At 71.9% G+C, this 19,043-nt stretch carries 18 protein-coding genes; 5 read left to right on the top strand and 13 right to left on the bottom strand.

The genetic code is table 11. The annotated features are described in order from the left end of the window. The first annotated feature begins 21 nt into the window (after window positions 1–21). Together BV453_RS02550 and BV453_RS02545 are read left to right on the top strand one after the other, a co-directional pair. Window positions 22–1,500: an aldehyde dehydrogenase family protein gene (locus tag BV453_RS02550; protein WP_249520796.1), complete on the top strand. Its 1,479-nt coding sequence runs from the start codon at window positions 22–24 to the stop codon at window positions 1,498–1,500. A gap of 2 nt (window positions 1,501–1,502) precedes the next feature. Next, a complete protein-coding gene (locus BV453_RS02545; RefSeq protein WP_249520795.1) occupies window positions 1,503–2,993 on the top strand; it encodes an FAD-dependent oxidoreductase in 1,491 nt (496 codons plus the stop codon). Between the two features lie 67 nt (window positions 2,994–3,060). On the opposite strand, the gene BV453_RS02540 is transcribed toward BV453_RS02545, so the two are convergent. The 5 genes from BV453_RS02540 to BV453_RS02520 are packed head-to-tail and all read right to left on the bottom strand — an operon-like array spanning window position 3,061 to window position 7,821. Further along, window positions 3,061–3,447: a DUF202 domain-containing protein gene (locus tag BV453_RS02540; protein WP_249520794.1), complete on the bottom strand. Its 387-nt coding sequence runs from the start codon at window positions 3,445–3,447 to the stop codon at window positions 3,061–3,063. 13 nt (window positions 3,448–3,460) lie between these two features. Further along, window positions 3,461–3,817 (bottom strand): YidH family protein, encoded by a 357-nt coding sequence (locus BV453_RS02535; RefSeq protein WP_062636014.1) that lies wholly within the window; start codon window positions 3,815–3,817, stop codon window positions 3,461–3,463. Between the two features lie 25 nt (window positions 3,818–3,842). Continuing rightward, window positions 3,843–5,486 (bottom strand): amidohydrolase, encoded by a 1,644-nt coding sequence (locus BV453_RS02530; protein ID WP_249520793.1) that lies wholly within the window; start codon window positions 5,484–5,486, stop codon window positions 3,843–3,845. A gap of 1 nt (window position 5,487) precedes the next feature. Next, on the bottom strand, window positions 5,488–6,327 hold the full coding sequence (locus BV453_RS02525) for a molybdenum cofactor biosynthesis F family protein (RefSeq protein ID WP_249520792.1): 840 nt from the start codon (window positions 6,325–6,327) through the stop codon (window positions 5,488–5,490). A 39-nt stretch (window positions 6,328–6,366) separates the two neighbouring features. Beyond that, entirely contained in the window at window positions 6,367–7,821 is a 1,455-nt protein-coding gene (locus tag BV453_RS02520) for an APC family permease (RefSeq protein WP_249520791.1), read from the bottom strand. Between the two features lie 243 nt (window positions 7,822–8,064). Here BV453_RS02520 and BV453_RS02515 point away from each other — a divergent pair, with 243 nt between their 5' ends. Both BV453_RS02515 and BV453_RS02510 read left to right on the top strand, forming a co-directional pair. Next, the gene (locus BV453_RS02515) at window positions 8,065–8,814 is read left to right on the top strand and encodes an SDR family NAD(P)-dependent oxidoreductase (RefSeq protein WP_249520790.1); all 750 of its coding nucleotides are present in this window, start codon (window positions 8,065–8,067) and stop codon (window positions 8,812–8,814) included. Window positions 8,815–8,867: 53 nt separating this feature from the next. Next, window positions 8,868–9,683, top strand: coding sequence for an SDR family NAD(P)-dependent oxidoreductase (locus BV453_RS02510; protein WP_071327385.1), 816 nt, complete (start codon window positions 8,868–8,870; stop codon window positions 9,681–9,683). 7 nt (window positions 9,684–9,690) lie between these two features. Here the strand turns inward: BV453_RS02510 and BV453_RS02505 are convergent, their stop codons facing one another. Continuing rightward, window positions 9,691–10,248, bottom strand: coding sequence for a TetR/AcrR family transcriptional regulator (locus tag BV453_RS02505; protein WP_249520789.1), 558 nt, complete (start codon window positions 10,246–10,248; stop codon window positions 9,691–9,693). 119 nt (window positions 10,249–10,367) lie between these two features. Between BV453_RS02505 and BV453_RS02500 the strand changes: the two genes are divergently transcribed. Next, window positions 10,368–11,402 (top strand): aldo/keto reductase, encoded by a 1,035-nt coding sequence (locus BV453_RS02500; RefSeq protein WP_025103861.1) that lies wholly within the window; start codon window positions 10,368–10,370, stop codon window positions 11,400–11,402. Window positions 11,403–11,429: 27 nt separating this feature from the next. Here BV453_RS02500 and BV453_RS02495 read toward each other — a convergent pair whose 3' ends face one another. From BV453_RS02495 to BV453_RS02465, 7 genes are all read right to left on the bottom strand, one after another. Then, window positions 11,430–12,080, bottom strand: a complete 651-nt coding sequence (locus tag BV453_RS02495; protein WP_249520788.1) for an HAD-IA family hydrolase — start codon at window positions 12,078–12,080, stop codon at window positions 11,430–11,432. A 111-nt stretch (window positions 12,081–12,191) separates the two neighbouring features. Then, window positions 12,192–12,884, bottom strand: coding sequence for an ABC transporter ATP-binding protein (locus BV453_RS02490; protein ID WP_025103863.1), 693 nt, complete (start codon window positions 12,882–12,884; stop codon window positions 12,192–12,194). Beyond that, complete coding sequence (locus BV453_RS02485; protein ID WP_249520787.1) at window positions 12,881–14,653, bottom strand: ATP-binding cassette domain-containing protein; 1,773 nt, start codon at window positions 14,651–14,653, stop codon at window positions 12,881–12,883. The genes BV453_RS02490 and BV453_RS02485 overlap by 4 nt, the downstream gene beginning before the upstream one ends. Next, window positions 14,640–15,500, bottom strand: coding sequence for an inner-membrane translocator (locus tag BV453_RS02480; RefSeq protein WP_025103865.1), 861 nt, complete (start codon window positions 15,498–15,500; stop codon window positions 14,640–14,642). Before BV453_RS02480 ends, BV453_RS02485 begins: the two co-directional genes overlap by 14 nt. Window positions 15,501–15,616: 116 nt before the next feature. Continuing rightward, complete coding sequence (locus BV453_RS02475) at window positions 15,617–16,783, bottom strand: ABC transporter substrate-binding protein (RefSeq protein ID WP_085606743.1); 1,167 nt, start codon at window positions 16,781–16,783, stop codon at window positions 15,617–15,619. Between the two features lie 33 nt (window positions 16,784–16,816). Then, entirely contained in the window at window positions 16,817–17,239 is a 423-nt protein-coding gene (locus tag BV453_RS02470) for a nuclear transport factor 2 family protein (protein ID WP_085606741.1), read from the bottom strand. Between the two features lie 159 nt (window positions 17,240–17,398). Continuing rightward, window positions 17,399–18,187, bottom strand: coding sequence for a MoaF C-terminal domain-containing protein (locus BV453_RS02465; RefSeq protein WP_249520786.1), 789 nt, complete (start codon window positions 18,185–18,187; stop codon window positions 17,399–17,401). Window positions 18,188–19,043 lie beyond the last annotated feature (856 nt).

The raw sequence follows: 19,043 nt of genomic DNA, 5'->3' as shown, positions 1-19,043 counted from the left end.
CCGCTCGAAGGAGAGACACCGATGTCCGATTCCGCCGTTCCCGTAGCCGTCGACCACGGACCAGCCGATTCCGCGGCCTCCGCCGCTGCGGCGCTGCTCGACCGCATCCAGCCCCCGCAGGGCGAGGGGCGCGAGATCCCCGATGCCGCGACGCGGGAGGTCATCGGACGCGCGCCCGTGGCCACGGTCTCCGACCTCGACGACGCCATCGCCCGCGCGAAGGCCGCGCAGCCCGCGTGGGAGGCGCTCGGACACGAGAAGCGGAGCGCACTCCTCCTGGCCGCGGCCGACGCCATCGACGCGAACGCCGAGGGGCTCGCCTACCTCCTGTCGCGGGAGCAGGGCAAGCCGCTGAACGGCCCCAACGCGCGGTTCGAGCTCGGCGCCTGCTCGGCCTGGCTGCGCACCAACGCCACCACCGTCCTGGAGCCGCAGGTGCTCGTCGACGACGAGACGCTGCACGCCGAGCTCGTCTACAAGGCTGCCGGTGTGGTCGGCGCCATCGGGCCGTGGAACTGGCCGCTCATGATCACGATCTGGCAGATCGGTCCGTCGCTGCGCATGGGCAACACGGTCGTCGCGAAGCCCAGCGAGTACACGCCGCTGAGCGTGCTGGCGATGCTCGCGGTGATGAACGACGTGCTGCCCGCCGACGTCCTCATCGGCGTCTCCGGCGACCGCGAGGTGGGCGGCCGCCTCGCCTCGCACCCCGACATCGCCAAGATCATGTTCACGGGCTCCACCGCGACAGGGCGCCGCATCATCGAGAGCTCCGCGGGCAACCTCGCCCGCCTCACGCTGGAGCTGGGCGGCAACGACGCGGGCATCGTGCTCCCCGGCACCGATCCCTCCGCGATCGCGGAAGACCTCTTCTGGGGTGCGTTCATCAACACCGGACAGACCTGCGCCGCCATGAAGCGCCTCTACGTGCACGACTCCGTGTACGACGAGGTCGTGGACGCGCTCGCCGCGATCGCCGCGCAGGTGCCGATGGGCAACGGGCTCGACGAGGGCAACGTGCTCGGACCGCTGCAGAACCGCCCGCAGTTCGACATCGTCAGTCGCCTCGTCGACGATGCGCGCAGTCGCGGCGCCCGGATCGTCACCGGTGGCGAGCCGGCCGCCGAGCTCGGCGAGCTGTTCTACCGGCCCACCATCGTCGCCGACATCGACAACGACGCAGCGCTCGTGCAGGAGGAGCAGTTCGGTCCCGCGCTTCCCGTCATCCGCTACAGCGACGTCGACGAGGCCTTCGCGCTCGCGAACGCGCTCGACGTGGGTCTCGGCGCCTCGGTGTGGGCGAGCGACCCGGAGGAGGCCCGAGCCGTCGCCGCGCGCATGCAGACCGGCACGGTGTGGATCAACTCGCACGGCGGGCTGCACCCGATGGTGCCGTTCGGCGGCGTGAAGAGTTCGGGCTACGGGCTGGAGTTCGGCGTCGAGGGGCTCAAGTCCGTCGCCGTCACCCAGGTCGTCTCCGGACCCGGCCGGAAGGCGTGAGCGTGGCCGCGGCGAACTGTGGTGCGGTGCGCTCCGCCATCGTCGTCGGTGCCGGCACGTCGGGAGCCATCGTCGCGCGGCGTCTCACCGACGCCGGTGTCGCGGTGACGCTCGTCGAGGCGGGCGGCTACGACACGAACCCGGCCATCCACGACCCCGCGCGGGCGGGTGAACTCTGGCACTCCGCCGAGGACTGGGACTTCTTCACCGTGCCGCAGCCGCACGCGGCCGGTCGTCGGCTGCATCTTCCTCGCGGCAAGGTCACCGGTGGGTCGCACGCGCTGAACGCCATGATCTGGGTGCGCGGCGCGGCCTCCGACTACGACGCGTGGGAGGCGGCCGGCGCGACCGGATGGGGCTGGGCCGAGGTCGAGCCGATCTACGATGCGATCGAGAACGACCTGCTGCCCGTGACCGACGACTACGCGCTCGCACCCATCCAGGCCTCGATCATCGACGCCGCCGTCGAGGAGGGGCTGCCGCGCAACCCGAACTACAACGGGGGCACGCTCGACGGGGTCTCGCAGGAGCAGGTCACGATCACGGACGGCCGCCGCGTCAACACCTGGACCGCCTATGCGCAGCCCGTCGCCGACCGGATGACGATCCTCACCGGTCGCGCCGTCCACTCCGTGATCGTGCGCGACGGTCGTGCGGTCGGCATCCGGCTGGGGGAGGGCGACGACGCCGAGGAGGTGCTCGCGGACCAGGTCATCCTCTCGGCGGGAGCACTCGGCACTCCTGTCATCCTGCTGCGCTCGGGCATCGGTCCCGCCGACGAGCTGAGTGCCCTCGGCATCCCCGTCGTGCTCGACGCCCCCGCGGTGGGGAAGAACCTGCACGACCACCTCCTCTCCCCGGTGATCTTCGCGACCGAGAAGAAGCCCGTCGGCCCGCCGCAGCCGGGGGTCTCCGTCACGCAGAGCCACCTGTTCTGGCGCAGCCGGGACGGCCTCGCGCAGCCGGACACGCAGCCCATCCACTTCTCCGTCCCGATGTGGGGAGAGCTGGAGCCGCGGGGCACCGACGGGTTCACGCTCATGGCGGGCCTGGTCACGCCGTACAGCCGCGGCGAGCTCCGCCTCACCGGTCCTGGCCTCGACGACCTGCCGCACATCGACCTGGCGGCGCTGGAGGATCAGCGTGATGCCGATGCCCTGGCCGCCTCGGTGCGCCAGTGCCGCCGCATCGGCGCACAGCCCGCGCTCGCCGAGGAGTGGGGTGCGGTCGAGGTCTACCCCGGGCCGGATGTCGCGGACGACGACGTGGAGGAGTGGGTGCGCCGCACGGCCATCACCTACCACCACCAGGTCGGCACCTGCCGCATGGGCTCCGACCCCGAGTCCGTTGTCGACCCGCAGCTCCGGGTACGCGGGATCGAGGGCCTCCGGGTGGTCGACGCCTCAGTCATGCCGACCGTGCCCACCGGCAACACCAACGCGCCCGCGGCCATGATCGGCGAACGCGGCGCGCGCTTCCTCCTCGCGGACTGAGGGAGGGCGGCGAGGGGACGCGGGGCGGTCACGGCAGACGCCGACGATCGCCCCGCGCTCCGGCGTGTCAGCGCGTGAGCAGCGTCACCGCCACGAGCGCGAGGGCGACGAGACCGAACCCGGTCGCGAACACCGTCAGCGCGAGCGGGAGTGCGCCGCCCGGCAGCGGCCCGCGCGCCCGGGCGGTGAGCACCGCGGTCGTCCGGCGCTGCCGACGGCGAGCGGCGATCCAGAGCAGCGCCGCCGTGCCGACGCCCAGCACGCCCGGGACGAGGCCCCACCCCTCGGCGCCGCTCGGAAGCACGAGGGGGAACACCCGCAGCGACAGCAGCGAGCCGACCGCGATCGCGAGGGCCGTGCGCCGCCAGGCCAGCTCCGTGCGCTCCGGCTGCAGCCCGGGGTCGTACAGATCGGGCGCCGAGGTGTCGCGCGCGGGAGTATCGGGGGCGGTCATCGGCAGGCCTCGCTCAGCGCCACAGCACCCCGGCGAGGACGAGCAGCCCCGTCGTCACGACGACCACGGCGAGCACCACCGCCGACAGCGCGCCGGGCAGCGGTCGTCCCTGCCGGAGGGCGCGTTCGGCCCGCATCCACTCGAACCAGGCGAGCGGCGCCACGGCCGTGCCGGCGACCATCAGCAGCAGCGAGGCGGCCAGCCGGAACCCGGGATGCAGGTCGAGGCCGAGGACCTCGAGCGCGACGCCACCCGCGATCAGCGCCAGTCCGGTCCGGGTCCAGGCCAGGAACGTGCGCTCGTTGGCGAGGGAGAACCGGGGATCGGGCTCGTCCCCGACCCGATAGACGGAGGCGGGGAAGCGACGCATGCGCCCATCGTACGGCGCGTCGTGCTCAGCGCTCGTGCACCGTGCGCCCGGCGAACCATGTCGAGACGACCTCGGTGTGCACGATCTCCTCCGCCGGTCCGCCGATCGCATCCCGTTCCAGGATCACGAAGTCGGCGGACTTGCCGGGGGTCAGGGAACCGGTCTCCGCGCCGAGTCCCATCGCCGTCGCGGCGTTGATCGTGAAGACCTCCAGCGCCTCCTCGGCGGAGATCGCCTGCTCCGGCCACAGCGTGCCCGCGGCCCGACCGAGCGGATCGGCGCGTGTCACCAGCCCCTGCAGACCCTCGAGCGTGTTCGGCGACTCACTCACGGGCCAGTCCGAGCCGCCGGCCACGAGGGCTCCGGCGTCGAGGAGGGCACGGTTGGGCTGGGAGTGCTCGGCACGCTCTCCCAGCACGTCCGCCAGCGCCTGAGGGATGACGCCCGGGTACCAGATGAACGGGGAGATGTCGGCGGAGACGTCGAGCGCCGCGAGCCGGGGGATGTCGCTCTCCGCGAGGAACTGCCCGTGCGCGATCTGCACCGGCGTCGTGAAGCCCTCCGCGCGCACGCGCGCGGTCGCGTCGAGCACGAGGCGCGCCGACCCGTCGCCGGTGCAGTGCACCTTGGCCCCGAGACCGCGGGCGGCGACGGCCCGCAGCCAGTCGGTGAGCTCGTCGAGGGTCATGGTCGTCTCGCCATGGAAGTGCGCCCCGTGCACCGGATCCGCCGGATACGGGTCGAGGAAGGAGGCGGTGCGTGCGGGCGGCACGCCGTCGAGGAAGATCTTCACGAAGTCCGGGCGATGGTGCGGCGTGCGGAACTCCTCGCCCCGGTCGAGGAGGGGAGCGCCGATGGGGTCGAATCCGAAGATCTCGTCGTTGATGAGGAGCGAGGAGACGACCCAGGCGTGCAGCTCGTCGGCGCGGTCGAGCCCGGCGAGTGCGGCGAGGATGTCGACGGAGACCCCCGCGTCCTGGAACGCCGTGATCCCGAACGAGTTCAGCAGCTCGATGCCGCGGCGGGACGCGGCGGCGTGCTGCTCCGGGGTGAGTCCGCCGCTGCGGTCGTACGCCTCCTGCACCGGGATGCCGGCGGCCTCCAGGAGCACGCCGGTGGGCGTGCCGTCGTCGGGGTCGAGCAGCGTGACCCCGGAGGTCGGGATGCTGTCCGCCGTGATGCCGGCGAGCTCCAGGGCCCGGGCGCTGGCCCAGCGGTTGTGGCGGGAGTCCTCCATGAGCGCCACCGGTCGTCCGCCCGCCGCCTCGTCCAGCCGGCGCCGCGTGGCGGTGTTCGCCAGCGTCGGGAGCAGGGTCGTGGCCACGGCGCCGCCGACGATCCAGGCGTCCTCGGGCATGGTCTGCGCCTTCTCCCGCACCCGGTCGAGGATCTCGTCGAGCGTGAGGGAGGGGGCGAGCGACAGTTCGAAGAGCTCGGTCCGTCCGGCGAGCGCGTGGTGGTTGTGCACGTCCACGAAGCCGGGGTAGACGGCCGCGTCGCCGACCTCGACGACCCGCGTGCGGCGGCCCCGGAACGCCTCCACGTCGGCGCGGTCGCCGACGGCGAGGATCCGTCCGTCGCGCACCGCGAAGGCCTCGGCGCGCGGACGGGCGCGGTCGGACGTGCGGATCACGGAGCCGGTGACGAGGAGGTCGGCGACGTCGGTCATGTCAGGCGTCTCCGAAGGTCGCGGGCTCGAGCGCGGGCGTGTGGTGGGTGGTCGACAGCAGGCGGCCGTGCGCGCCGAACGTGAAGTGCGTCGGCACCTCACCGGTCTCGTCCAGACCGAACAGCACGCCGTGGGAGCGGATCGCGTTCACGTCGCGGTGGTCGGCGATCGTGACCGAGGCGCACGGGATCACCTTCTCGCGCCACGCGAAGACGTAGATCCCGGGGCGCACCTCCCACACGCTGTTCTCGTCGGTGTCGGCGAGCCCGCGCTCCGGACCGGCCAGGCACTGCCACGAGTACCAGCGCGGGGAGAGGTACACGTGCTCGTAGGCGTGCTCCTCGCTGTAGACCCATTCCACGCGGCGCCCGATGAGCGTGGTCGTGGGGGCGGCCTCGGTGCCGGTGACGTCGGCGCCCTCGATGGTGCCGGGGGCGAAGTGGTGCTGCACCCGGGTGCGGCCCTGCTCGGGCGCGGGAAGGATCTCGGAGATCACCGCGAGGGAGCGTCCGTGCCGCAGGTCGACCACGAGCGAGACGGCCTCGTTCGGGAGGTAGCGGTGGTGGAACTGCACGAAGTAGAGCTCGTCGTCGACCTCGAACGCCTCGTAGTCGTCGGTGTCGGATGCCGCCTCGGTCGGGTCCTCGGCGCCGGGCTGGTACTCCCAGGCCACCGTCGAGTCGTCGAAGCGGTGGACGATGCGGGTGCCTCGGGCGTCGACGACGGCGATCTCGCGGCCGCTCAGGGCGGTGGTGTGCGGAGCCTTGTTGGCGTCGAAGCCGGGGGCGAGCCCTTCGAGCGGCAGCCAGGTGGAGGTGTCGGCGGGGTTGAGGGTCGTCATGGGGATTCCTTCCTTCGGAGAACGGGGTCGGCGCGGGCGTCAGCGGTCGCTGAACCGCTCCAGGTCGGTGGCGAGGCCGTCGTAGACGGCGGGCTTGGCACGGCGGAGGTAGGCGGCGTAGACGATGCCGCCGATCAGCGCGAGCACGAGCAGCAGCGGCATCAGGCGGATCGCGAGCTCCTCGGAGCCGGCCACGATGTTGAAGTTCACGATCGCCAGGATCGAGATGGCCGCGATGCCGAGGAAGCCGATGCCCGGAGCGATGAACATGCTCCACCACCGCGGGTCGCTCCGGCGCCGGAAGTACACGACGATCGAGATCGCCGCGAGCCCCTGCAGGATCAGCACGCTGAGGGTGCCGAAGCCGAGCATCGCGGGCACGAGCGTGACGATGGGATCGGCGCCGGCGAGGGCGAACAGGATCGCCACGACCGCCGCGAAGCCGGCCTGCACGATGCCCGCGAGCTGCGGGGCGCCGTTCGGGCGGGTGCGGGCGAGGGCCTGCGGGAGGATCTTCGCGCGGCCCAGCGAGTACAGGTAGCGGGTGGCGGAGTTGTGGAAGGCGAGCATCGCCGCGAACAGGCTCACCAGGAGCAGCACCATCATCACGGTCGTGAGCGGTCCGCCCAGGTACTGCTGCGAGAGCGAGAAGATGAGGTCGCCCGTGGGCAGGTGCTCCAGCGCCGTGGCCTGCGCCTGCGCGACGCCGGTCGCGCTCACCACGGCCCAGGTCGTGACGCCGAGGATCACACCGATCGCGATGATCGAGGTGTAGGTCGCCCGCGGGATCGTGCGCAGCGGCTGCTTGGCCTCCTCGCTGAAGAGCGCGGTGGCCTCGAACCCGAGGAATCCGGTCGCCGCGAGCAGCAGGCCGATGGGCAGCGAGCCGGAGAACACCGCCTCCGGGCTGAACGCCGCCACGTCGTAGCCGGTCTGCACGAGCACCGAGATGTCGAACACGACGAGCATGAGCACCTCGAGCACGAGGCACACCCCGAGCACCTTCGAGCTGAAGTCGACGCCGATCCGGGCGAGCACGAAGCAGACGACGATCGACAGCAGGCCCCAGACGAGCCAGTGCACGTCGAGCCCGGTGAGGTCGCGGATGATCGTCTGCATGAAGAAGCCGCTGGTGCCGATCGTGCCGACCACGAAGAAGTTGTAGCCGAGCGTCGCGATGAGGCCCGCGACGAGTCCGCCGGTGCGGCCGAGGCCCTTCACGACGAAGGCGTAGAAGCCTCCGGCGTTCACGAGCTGCTTCGACATCTGGGCGTAGCCGATCGCGAACAGCAGCAGGATGGCCGCGACGAGGAAGAACGACATCGGGGTGCCGCCGCCGTTGCCCAGTGCGATGGCGAGGGAGGCCACGACGACGATCCCGGTCAGCGGCGCGACCGCTGCGAGGACGAGGAACACGATGCCCGCGACGCCGAGGGCGCCGGGGCGGAGGGAGGTGTGGTGCGGCGTCGTGGGTGCGGAGGTCTGCTCTGCCACGTCGGCTCCTTTGCTCGGGTGACGGCCGTGTGGACACGGCATCGACGACGAGGGGAATCGTCGATAGAGCGAGTCTGCTCGCCGCCCCGTTCCGACGCTTGACCGTGAGCGAAGGACGATGGTGCCACCGCGCACACCCCGGCGTCGAGCGTGCGGGCCCTCCGCACCGCGGAGCAGGATGACCGGGACGACACCGCTGTCTCGTCGGCGCCGCGCGGCGCCGGGCCGCGGTCGGAGGATGCGATGGACCTGCAGCTCGACGGCACGACGGCCCTCGTCACGGGGGCTGCCTCCGGCATCGGTCGTGCCGTCGCCCGGGCGCTCGCGGCCGAGGGGGTGCGGGTCGCGCTGCTCGACCGGGATGCTGCCGCGCTCCGGGACGCGGCGGGGGAGGCCCGCATCGATCCGGTGCTGCTCGCCGCCGACGTCACGGACGAACAGCAGGTGGCCGCCGCCGTCGGCGCGGGTGTCCGGGCGCTGGGCGGTCTCGACGCGGTGGTCTGCTGCGCCGGGATCTCCGGCCCGGTCGGGACGCCGATCGAGGAGACTCCCCTGGAGGCGTGGAACCGCGTCCTCGCCGTCAATGTCACCGGCGCGTTCCTCGTGCTCAAGCACGCGATCGCGGCGCTCCGGGAGTCCGCCGCCGGATCCGTCGTGCTGCTCGCGAGCGACTCGGCTGTCGTGGCCTCCCCGGGCATGGCCCCCTACGCCGCGTCGAAGGCGGCGCTCGTCCAGTTCGGAAGGGCGCTCTCGGTCGACCTCGCCGGCACCGGGGTGCGGGTGAACGCGGTGTCACCGTCCATCGTCGACACCCCGATGAGCCGGGGCGACCTCGGCGCCGCGGCGTTCGACGAGCCCGCCTTCCCCGTGCAGAGCGCCGACGAGGTCGCCGTGCACGTCGCCTACCTCCTCTCCCCGCGGAGCCGGGCGGTCAACGGCACCACCCTCCTCAGCGACTTCGGGTACACCGCCCGGTCGGGATTCCCCGCCTGACGCACCCGCGTCCGGCCCCACCGCGCACGCGCGCAGAACACACAGGAGCACACATGGCAACCGTGGTCGGATCGAGCGTCTCCGGACGCGTCGTCGTCATCACCGGAGGCGGCACGGGCATCGGCGCGGCGGTCGCGGAGCGGTTCGCGGCCGAAGGGGCGCACGTCGTCGTGGTGGGCCGCCGCCCCGAGCCGCTGCACGAGGTCGAGCGGGCCGTCGGGGCGTTCCCCGTCGTCGCGGACGCGGCGGATACCGCGTCGGCGCAGGCCGCGATCGCCGAGATCCTCGCGCGGTTCGGCCGCATCGACGTCCTCGTCGCGAACGCCGGGGGACACGGGTTCTCCCCGGTCGCCGAGACCGACGACGCGAGCTGGGACGCTGCGATCCGCGCCAACCTCACCACCGCGTTCGTGATGGCGCGGGAGGCGCTGCCGGCGCTGATCGAGGCCAAGGGCCAGATCGTGGTCGTCTCCTCGCTGGCCGGTCTCTTCGCGGGGCCGTCGGTGGCCGGATACACGGTCGGCAAGCACGCCCTCATCGGCCTCACCCGGACGCTCGCCCGCGACTACGGGCGCCACGGCGTGCGCGTCAACGCGATCTGCCCCGGGTGGGTGCAGACGCCGATGGCCGACGAGGAGATGGACGAGTTCGCCGCGCACGCCGGTCTCGGCTCCCGCGAGGAGGGGTACGCGACGGTCACCGCCGACGTGCCGCTGCGCCGCCCGGCGCGGCCCGCCGAGATCGCCTCCGTCGTGCGGTTCCTCGGGTCGGGGGAGTCGTCGTACATCACCGGCGCCGTGATCGTGGCGGACGGCGGGTCGCACGTGGTCGACGTGCCGACCATCGCCTTCGACCACGCCGGGATGTAGCGCCGGGTTAAGGGTGGGCGGTGGCCGTCGCGCGGTAGCGGAGGCCGTCCACGAGCAGTCCGACCAGGGTCAGGCTCTGCTCCTCCGACCCTGCGGACTGGCACAGGTTCGCCGCGGCGTAGAGCAGCTGCGTGGCGTCGACGTCGGCGCGGATGGTCCCGGCCGCTTCGGCGGCGCGCAGCAGGCCGTCGAGGGCGCCCCCGAGATGAGCCGTGAAGTACGCCGGCAGTGCCTCGAAGGCGGGGTCGCCGGAGTGCAGGGCGGCGGCGAGCCCCCGCTTCGTCGCGATGAACTGCGTGAACCGCTGCAGCCAGAGGGCGAGCGCCTTGTCGGGCGCGTGCGCGGCGGCGAGCTCGGAGGCCGCCTGCTCCGTGGCATCCACCGCGGTGCGGAAGACGGCCACCACCAGATCCGAGCGCTGGGGGAATCGTCGGTACAACGTGCCCACTCCGACGCCGGCCCGATCCGCGATCGCCCTGGCGGGTGCGTCGACCCCGTCGGTCGCGAAGACCTCGCGCGCGGCGTCGATGAGGGCGTCGGTGTTGCGGCGGGCATCGGCGCGCATGGATCCTCCCAGGGGTTGCTTAAACGGAACAGTGTTCCGTATGCTTCCGGAAGAGCGTTCCGCTTCGGTCAACGATAGGACACCGGACGACGGGATGCCAGCCACGAAAGGAACCGCTCATGCACTACCGCACCCTCGGCCGCACCGGCATCCGGGTCAGCCCCTTCGCGCTCGGCGCGATGATGCTCGGCACCGACGGCCGCATCGGCAACGGCGACGAACAGGACTCGATCCGGATCGTCCACCGGGCCCTCGACGCGGGCATCAACATCATCGACACCGCCGATCGGTACTCGCAGGGCGGGTCCGAGGAGCTCCTCGGCAAAGCGCTCGTCGGGCGCCGTGACGACGTCGTGCTCGCCACGAAGTTCAACGGGCCGATGGGAGACGACCCCAACCGCCGGGGCAACTCCCGCCGCTGGATCATGCGCGCCGTCGAGGACTCGCTCCGTCGGCTCCGCACCGACCACATCGATCTCTACCAGGCGCACCGTCCCGACGACAGCGTCGACCTCGAGGAGACGCTCTCCGCCCTGACCGACCTCGTCCGCAGCGGCAAGGTCCGCGCGATCGGCAGCTCCGACTTCCCGGCCTCGATGCAGGTCGAGGCGCAGTGGACGTCCGAGCGCCGCGGGCTCGAGCGCTTCCGGACGGAGCAGCCGACGTACTCGATCCTCAACCGCGGCATCGAACGCGAGGTCCTCCCGGTCGCGCAGCGGTACGGCCTGGGAACGCTGGTCTGGAGCCCGCTCGCCGGCGGCATGCTGACCGGGCGGTTCCGGAAGGGACAGCAGACCGATCTCGCGCGGGCGACCATGTTCCGACACAACCAGGACGAGCGTCGGATCGACGCGGTGGAGCAGATCGTCGCCCTGTCCGAGGAGAGCGGCATCCGGATGACGCACCTCGCGATGGCCTTCGCGATCGCGCATCCCGGCGTGACCAGCGCGCTGATAGGGCCGCGGTCGATGGAGCAGCTCGACGACCTGCTGGAGGGCGTCGACGTGGCGCTGAGCGACGAGCTGCTCGACCGCATCGACGAGATCGTCCCGCCGGGCTCCGATGTCGGTCGTCTCGACCAGCAGTACAACCCGCCGGCGGTGCTCGAGCCGGTGCTCCGCCGGCGTCCGGCCGCCGACCGCTCCGCCGCCTAGTCGGCGGGGTGGTTCCGGCCCCGCGCGTCAGTCGATGCGGAGCTCGAAGCCCTCGTCGGTCGGGACCACGGCGACGTGCGTGAGGTCGTCGACGTGCACGGTCGGGGCGTGGGCGCCGGCGTACGGACCGATGCCGATCACGCGCATGCCCGCCGCGTGGGCGGCCTGGATGCCGGCGCCGGAGTCCTCGAACACGACGCAGTCCCCGGGGTCGATGCCGAGGGTGCGGGCGGCGAGGAGGAAGCCCTCCGGATCGGGCTTCGAGGCCGAGACGTTCTCCGCCGTCACGGCGAGTTCGGGGACCGTGAGCCCGGCCTGGCCCATCCGCGCGGTCATGAGGGCGACGTTGGCGGAGGTGACCACCGCGTGCGGGAACGGCTGCAGCGCGGCGAGCAGCTCATCGGCGCCCGGGATGCCGATCACACCGTCCACGTCGGAGGCCTCGGTGGCGAGCATGACCTCGTTCTCGCGGAGGTTGATCGCGTGGTCGCGCTCGGGGAGCAGGATCGCCATGCTCTGGTGCCCCTGGCGCCCGTGGACGGTGCGGAGCACGGTCTCCGGGTCGATCCCGTGCGGCTCCGCCCAGGCGAGCCAGAGGCGCTCCACGACGGCGGTCGAGTCGACGAGGGTCCCGTCCATGTCGAGGAGGGCGGCGCGGGCGTGGAGGATCTCGGTCACTCCCTCAGGCTAACCCCCACGCCGTCGACCCACCCCCTTTCGCACGCCCCGGCCCCCTGCGAACGCGCGCAAGGGGCCGGGAGGAACGCAACGGGGTGGGTCGACGGGGAGTCAGCCCCCGAGGTAGGCGCGGTGGAGGAGGGCGGGATCGTCTTGGAGGGCCTGCGGCGCACCCTGGAACGACACACGGCCGCCGGCGACGACCACCGCCTCCTGCGCGAGACCGAGTGCGAGTTGCGTGAACTGCTCCACCAGCAGCACCGCCACCCCGGACTCCGCGATCGACGACACGATCGGCATCAGGCGCAGGAACACCACCGGCGCGAGGCCCAGGGACATCTCGTCGATGAGCAGTACCCGGGGCTTCGCCGCGAACGCGCGTGCCAGCACCACCATCTGCTGCTCCCCACCCGACAGCAGCGCCGTGGGGGAGTCGATGCGCTTCTCCAGCTCCGGGAACTGCGCGAGCACGGCCTCGATCTCCCCGGCGGTGCGCGCCGTGAGGGAGAGGTTCTCGCGCACGGTCAACGACGGGAACACGGCCCGCCCCTGCTCGATGTGCACGATCCCGCGCCGGGCCCGCGCCACGCGGGAGAGCCGGTCGATCGGCTCCCCGTCCAGCAGGATCGACCCCGCCGAGTGCGGCGTCACGCCGGACACGGCCTCGATCAGGCTCGTCTTGCCCGCCCCGTTGGGGCCGACCAGGGCCAGGACCTCGCCCCCGGCGACCCGCAGCGAGACGTCCGAGATGACAGGCCCGGCGCCGCGGCTCACCGTGACGCCGTCGAGCACCAGTGCGCTCATTTTAGCAGCTCCGTCTCTCCCATGTACGCCTTGACGACGTCGGGGTTCGCGAGGACCTCCGCCTGCGGGCCGCTCGCCAGGACGCGGCCGAAGTCGAGGACCGTGAGGGTCGGGCACACCGAGCGGACCAGATCCAGGTCGTGCTCGATGATGATGAGGGCCACGCCGTAGCGCCCGGGAAGTTCGCGGAGGCGAGCAGCGAGCGCCAGATGCTCCTCGTGCGAGAGGCCGGCGGCGGGCTCGTCGAGGATGAGCAGGCGCGGGCGGGCGGCGACGTTCGCCGCGACCTCCACGAGCCGCCGGGTGCCGACGTCGACGCTCGAGAGGCGCGCCCGGGCCGGCGGGCACCCGAAGAACGCGAGGACCTCGTCGATGTCCGCCGCGGCGAGCCGCCGTCTGGCCACGAAGCGCACGTAGCCACCCACGGTCAGCGCCGGAGGCACGCGGTCCTGCTGGAAGGTCCGTCGCAGTCCGAGTCGCGCGCGCCGGGTGGGGGAGAGCCCGGCGAGGTCGCGGTCGCCGAGGAGCACGCGGCCCTCGTGCTGGGGGAGGAAGCCGCTGATGGCGTCGACGAAGGTCGACTTCCCGGCGCCGTTCGGCCCGATGAGCCCCATGATCGAGGCGGCGGGCACCGTGAACGAGACGTCGTCGAGGGCCTTGAGCGCCCCGAACTGCACGGTCAGGCCGTCGACCGTGAGCACCGGGGCGCCGTCGAGGGCGGCCTCGTCGACGGTGGCCGTCGTGGTCGTGGTGATCGCCGTCGCATCGGTTCCCGCGTCCGGCGGGAGCGCCGTGAGCTCCGCGGTGGCCGTGCGCCGGTCGGCCCGCCGGTACAGGAGGTTGCGGATGCCCTGGCCGAGGTTCGTGCCGCTCGTGAGCGCCTGCACCCCCAGCACGCCGAACACGACGAAGCCCCAGTCCTGCGGCACGCCCCAGCGCTTGAGCAGCTCCGGCACGAGCACCCAGAGCAGTCCGCCGAAGATGGCCATGTCGATGAGGTGCGCGCCGGACATGATGGCCAGCACGTACAGGGCGAGGGACTGCAGCGGTGTGAAGCTCGAGGCGAAGGGGAGCTGCACCTGACCGGCGAGCAGCCCGCCGGAGATGCCGCCGAGGGCCGCCGACACCGCGAACGCCGTGAGCTTCGCGGTGCGCACGCTCTGCCCGGCCGCGGCCGTGCCCCGCTCGGAGAACGCGACGGCCTTCCAGCTCGCGCCCCACCGTCCGCGCTGCAGGAAGAACACCGCCAGACCGCAGACGGCGAGCACGACGATGGAGAGGAAGAAGAACTCCCGGTCGCTCCCGAACAGCGCCGGGCGCTCGATCGCGATGCCGTCCGCGGAGCCGGGGAACTGGATCTGCACGAGCGTGACGTCGGCCGCCGCGGCGAAGCCGAGCGTCACCACCGCGAGGTTCACCCCGCGCAGCCGCAGGGCGGGGAGCCCGACGAGGATGCCGACGAGACCGGCCGCGACACCGCCGAGCACGAGCCAGACGAGGAAGCCGCCCGGCGCCTGCATCACGTTCAGCAGCGAGACGATCCACGCCCCGACCGCGGCGAACGTGAGCTGGCAGAGGGCGATCATGCCGGCCGAGCCGGTGACGATGCCGAGGCCGAGGATCGCGATCGCGGCCGTGACGGCGCTGATCGCGAGGAAGACGAAGTAGCCGGGAAGGGCGGCGCTGAGGAGCGCGCCCACGCCGATGCCGACGACGGCGACGGCGAACGGCCAGGTGATCCGGAACCAGGGGCGGTCAGCGAGCGGCATCCCACACCTCCTTGCGTTGCGTCCACAGCAGCAGGACGACGATGAACAGGAACGGCAGGAAGTTGCGCACGAGCGCCACTTCGTCGATCTGCGCGACGAGTCCGCCGAGGACGCCGAGGAGCAGCCCGCCGACGACGGCGAGGTCGAGCCGGCGGAAGCCGCCGAGGAGCGCGGCCGCCGCAGCCGGGACGATGAGCATGGACAGGCTCGTGGCGTCGTTCGACTGCGAGGGCGCGACGATGATGATCGCGATGGCGCTGATGATCCCGGTGACGAACCAGACGGCGATCGACAGCGGCCGGGAGCGGATGCCGAGCAGCTCCGCCGTGGTCGGCCGCTCCGAGAGCGCGCGCAGCTGGGTGCCGACCCGGGTGCGGCGCAGCACGATGCGGACGGCGACGGCGGTGACGACCGCCATCGCCACCGTCGCGACGGTGACCTGGCTGATCACCACGCCGCCGAAGGAGAACGCGGGGCCGGCGATGATCGGGGTGAAGGGCTGCGGCTTGTTGCCGAACAGGATGAACGACAGGGAGATGAGCAGCAGGAGCGGTCCGACCGTCATGGCCGAGCGGGTCGTCGTCGAGGCCTCCGACAGCCAGGTCGCGGCGATGAACCCGATCGCTGCGGCGAGCACGCCCGCGACGAGGACGCCGAGGATCGAGCCCAGCCAGATGGGCAGCCCGATCTCGCGGACGAACCACACGGCGGTGAAGGCCCCGAACATGCCGGTCGCGGCCTGGGCGAAGTTCACCACGCGCACGAGGCGCGACATGAGGGTGAGGCAGACGCCGAGGACGGCGTAGAGGCCGCCGGCGGCGAGACCGGCGATGGCGCCTTGGAGCATGAGGCGTCCTTTCTGGTGAGGGGCCCTTCGACAGGCTCAGGGACCCAGATGTGGGTCGCTGAGCCTGTCGAAGCGCGGGACCCCGGGTGGGTCGCTGAGCCTGTCGAAGCGCGGGACTATTCGCCGATCCGGAGCCAGTCGTCGGCGACCTTCTCCCAGGCGTTCGTGCCCGACTTCAGGATGATCGGCCAGCCCGCGGTGTTCTGCGTGCCGAAGGCGTAGGGCGTGCCCACCATCGGGTTCTCGATCGGGTCCATGCCCTTCAGCGCCTCGGAGACGCTCTCCCGGGTGATGTCACCGTCGATGCTCTTCAGCACCTCGATGAAGTACGTCGCCGCGAGGTAGCCGCCCTGGCTGAACGAGGTGAGTGGGATGTCGTTCTCCTCCATCAGCGCCCGCCAGTCCGCGTTGATGTCGCTGTCGTCCGTGAACGGGTAGAACTCGGCGGGGACGTAGATGCCGGCACCCGCGTCGTCGATCGCGTCGGCGAAGTTCTCGCTGTAGACGCTCGTGAGGTAGAGCCAGGTCACGTCGTCCCAGCCCTGCGCGTTCGCGGCCTTGACCTGTCCGATCGCGTCGGGCTCGACCGGGTTGATCGCGAGGGCCTTGCAGCCCTGATCGCGCGCCTTGACGATGTAGGGCGTGTAGTCGGAGGCGCCGTACGGCACGGTGTCGTCGACGTACTTCGGCTCCTTGCCCGTGATCTCGGTCCAGGTGTCGATCGCCGCCTGGTAGGTCGGACGGGTGGAGCCGGCGATCTCCAGCAGGATGCAGATGTCGTCGAGTCCGAGCACCTCGGAGCCGTACTGCAGCGTGAGGGTCATGTCGTTGAACGGGCCGACGTTGGCCGGCGAGATGTTCTCGCTGTCGAAGCAGCCCGTGTCGACGCCGATGCCGGGCACCGAGAGGATGCCCTCCTGCTCGTAGTACTTCGCGTTGATCTCGCACTCGATGAGGCTCGCGGAGCCCACGAGTGCGACGGCTTCGTCGCTGCCCACGATCTCCCGCGCCGAGGCGGTGGCCGTGGCGGGGTCGCCCTTGTCGTCGAGCATCTTGTACTCGATCTTTCGGCCGTCCAGGCCGCCTTCCTTGTTGAACGCGTCGAAGACGGCGGCGGCCGCCTGCGAGGCCTCCGGGAACGTCGCCGGACCGCTGATCGTGTTCACGGAGCCGACGACGATGGGGGCGCCCTCGCCCCCGGCTCCGTCGCCACCGGCGCAGCCGGCGAGAGCGAGGGCGGCCACGGCGATGACCGCCGCGGTGCCGGATGCTCGTCTGTTCATGTGCTTCCTGCCTCTCCTGTTCGGGTCGTGCTGTCAGCTCGAAGGCTGGGTGTCGGTGCTCGTCGACGGTGCGCGCAGGGCGCGGTTCACGAGCTCCGTGTCGGTGAACTGCTCGAAGGCGACGATCTCGCCGCCCGCCACGCGCCAGACGTGGGCCACCCGGGCGGCGAAGAACCGCCCGGTGCGCTTGTAGGTGCCGGAGTATGTGCCGATGCCGACCACGACATCGCCGCCGTCGACGACCTCGTCGATCGCGACGGTGTAGTCGTCCCACTCCTCCTGGATGCGGCCGAAGACGTTCTCGGCGACCGCGTCCGGGCCGATGTAGGTCCCGGCGTAGGGGAACCCGGCGGCCTCCGTCCACTCGATGTCGGCCGCGAAGGGCGCGAGCATGCCGTCCAGGTCGCCCCGGTCGTTCGCGGCGTAGTGGTCGCGGATGAGGTCTGCGTTGCTCATGTGCTCTCTTTCGTTCCGGGGCCCTGTGCCCGTCGAGGGTGGGTCCCTGCGCCTGTCGAAGGGTGGGTCCCTGCGCCTGTCGAAGGGTGGGTCCCTGAGCCCGTCGAAGGTTGGGTCCCTGAGCCTGTCGAAGGGTCGAAGGGTCGAAGGGTCGAAGGGTCAGACGGGCTGCGCGTCGGGGTAGGCGACGGCGCCCAGGGGGTAGATGTGCCCGCCGGCGCGGGAGTGCTCGGACTCGCCGTCGCCGTTGAGTCCGAGGAAGATCCCCGTCGTCATGAGCTGGTAGCCGAGGTCGTGGAGCCAGACGCTCGCCACCGCGATCCGGAACTCGCGGAAGCAGAACAGGTAGAGACCGTCCGCGAACTTCCACACCGTGGAGAGGTCCATGTCGCCGTGACCGCGCTGGACGCCCTCGAGGCACTGCCACGCGTAGCGCTGGCTGGAGACGTAGACGTGCTCGTACAGGTGGTGGGGGCTGTAGCGGTAGACGTTCCGCTTGCCGATGAGGTCGCGGCTCGGACCGGGGACCTCTCCGGTCGCGGGGCCGGCGTCGGTGGTCGCGGCCCAGAAGTCCTGCCCGACCTGCGGCGTGCCCTCGACGGCCTCCGCCGCGATGCGGGAGCGGATGACGGTGGCGCGGTGGGTCGTGGTGGAGAAGACGACGGTGAGGGCTTCGCGCTCGCGGGTCTCGAAGGGGATGTTCACGAAGACGACGTCGTCGCGCACGCGGACCGCGTCGTACGTGTCGCGTCCCGAGGAGCCCAGTCCCTCCCAGGTCACGGAGTCCTCGTCGAAGCGGAGCGCGAGCGTGGTGTCGTCATCGAGGGTGAGCGAGAGCGCGGTTCCGGCGAGCGTCGTGCTCGGCAGGCGGAAGGTGTCGATGCCCGCGGCGAACTCGTCGTACGTGCGCCATTCGTCCAGAGCGGGGTCGGTGGAGATGTCGGTCATGAGGGTCCTGACGTCGCACACGGCGGGGCCTCGTCGCCCCGGGCACCGCGTCGTCGCGATGCGCTTGCCTCATGCTCCGGCCGGCCCGGGGGAGCCCTCAAGCGCGCGGAGTCCATCCCGCACCGACAGTCAACCGGCGTGCCCTCCCGGGCAAGTCCCGCCCCCGCGGAGCTTCGCCCTCCCGGTTCCGTCCCCGGCCCCCGTGCGGGATCAAAACCGCCCCTGCCGCGCCCAACGGCGGCCCGTTCCTGATCCCGCACCGGTGCGTCCCACCGGCCGCCGCCCCGGTGCGGGACGGAAACCGCCCCTGCCGGACGCGTTTGGGGTGCGTTCCTGATCCCGCACGGGCGTCCCGCGTGCGGCCGCCCCGGTGCGGGACGGAAAACGCCCCTCCCGGACGCGGATGGGGTGCCTTTCTGATCCCGCACGCGGGAGTCAGTCGTGTCCTCTGGCGCGCGGGAGTCGCGCTCTTCCGCGCACGGCGTGCCTTTCATCGGAGCGGGATCGAAAACGTCCCTGCCGGACGCGGGTGAAGTGCGTTCCTGATCCCGCACCGGCGTCCCGCGTGCGGCCGCCCCGGTGCGGGACGGGAAACGCCCCTGCCGGACGCGTATGAGGCCCGTTCCTGATCCCGCACCCGAACGCGGTGTACCTCCGGTGCACGGGAGTCGTGCCCTTCCGTGCAGGGCGTGCCGCTCGTCGGTGCGGGGTCGAAACTGCACCTGCCAAGGGCGTCAGGGGTGCGTTCTTGATCCCGCGCGCGGGGCGGGGGACGGTGCGGGATCAGGAACGTGCGCGGGGCGAGCGCTGGCGGGGCGGTTTTGATCCCGCGGGCGACGGGGACGACGGGAAGAAC

It is taken from the genome of Microbacterium sp. ER1, from assembly GCF_023383675.1.
GTDB lineage: Bacteria > Actinomycetota > Actinomycetes > Actinomycetales > Microbacteriaceae > Microbacterium.
The sequence above is the reverse complement of the archived record's forward strand: the minus strand, read 5'-3'. Positions and strand labels throughout refer to the sequence as shown.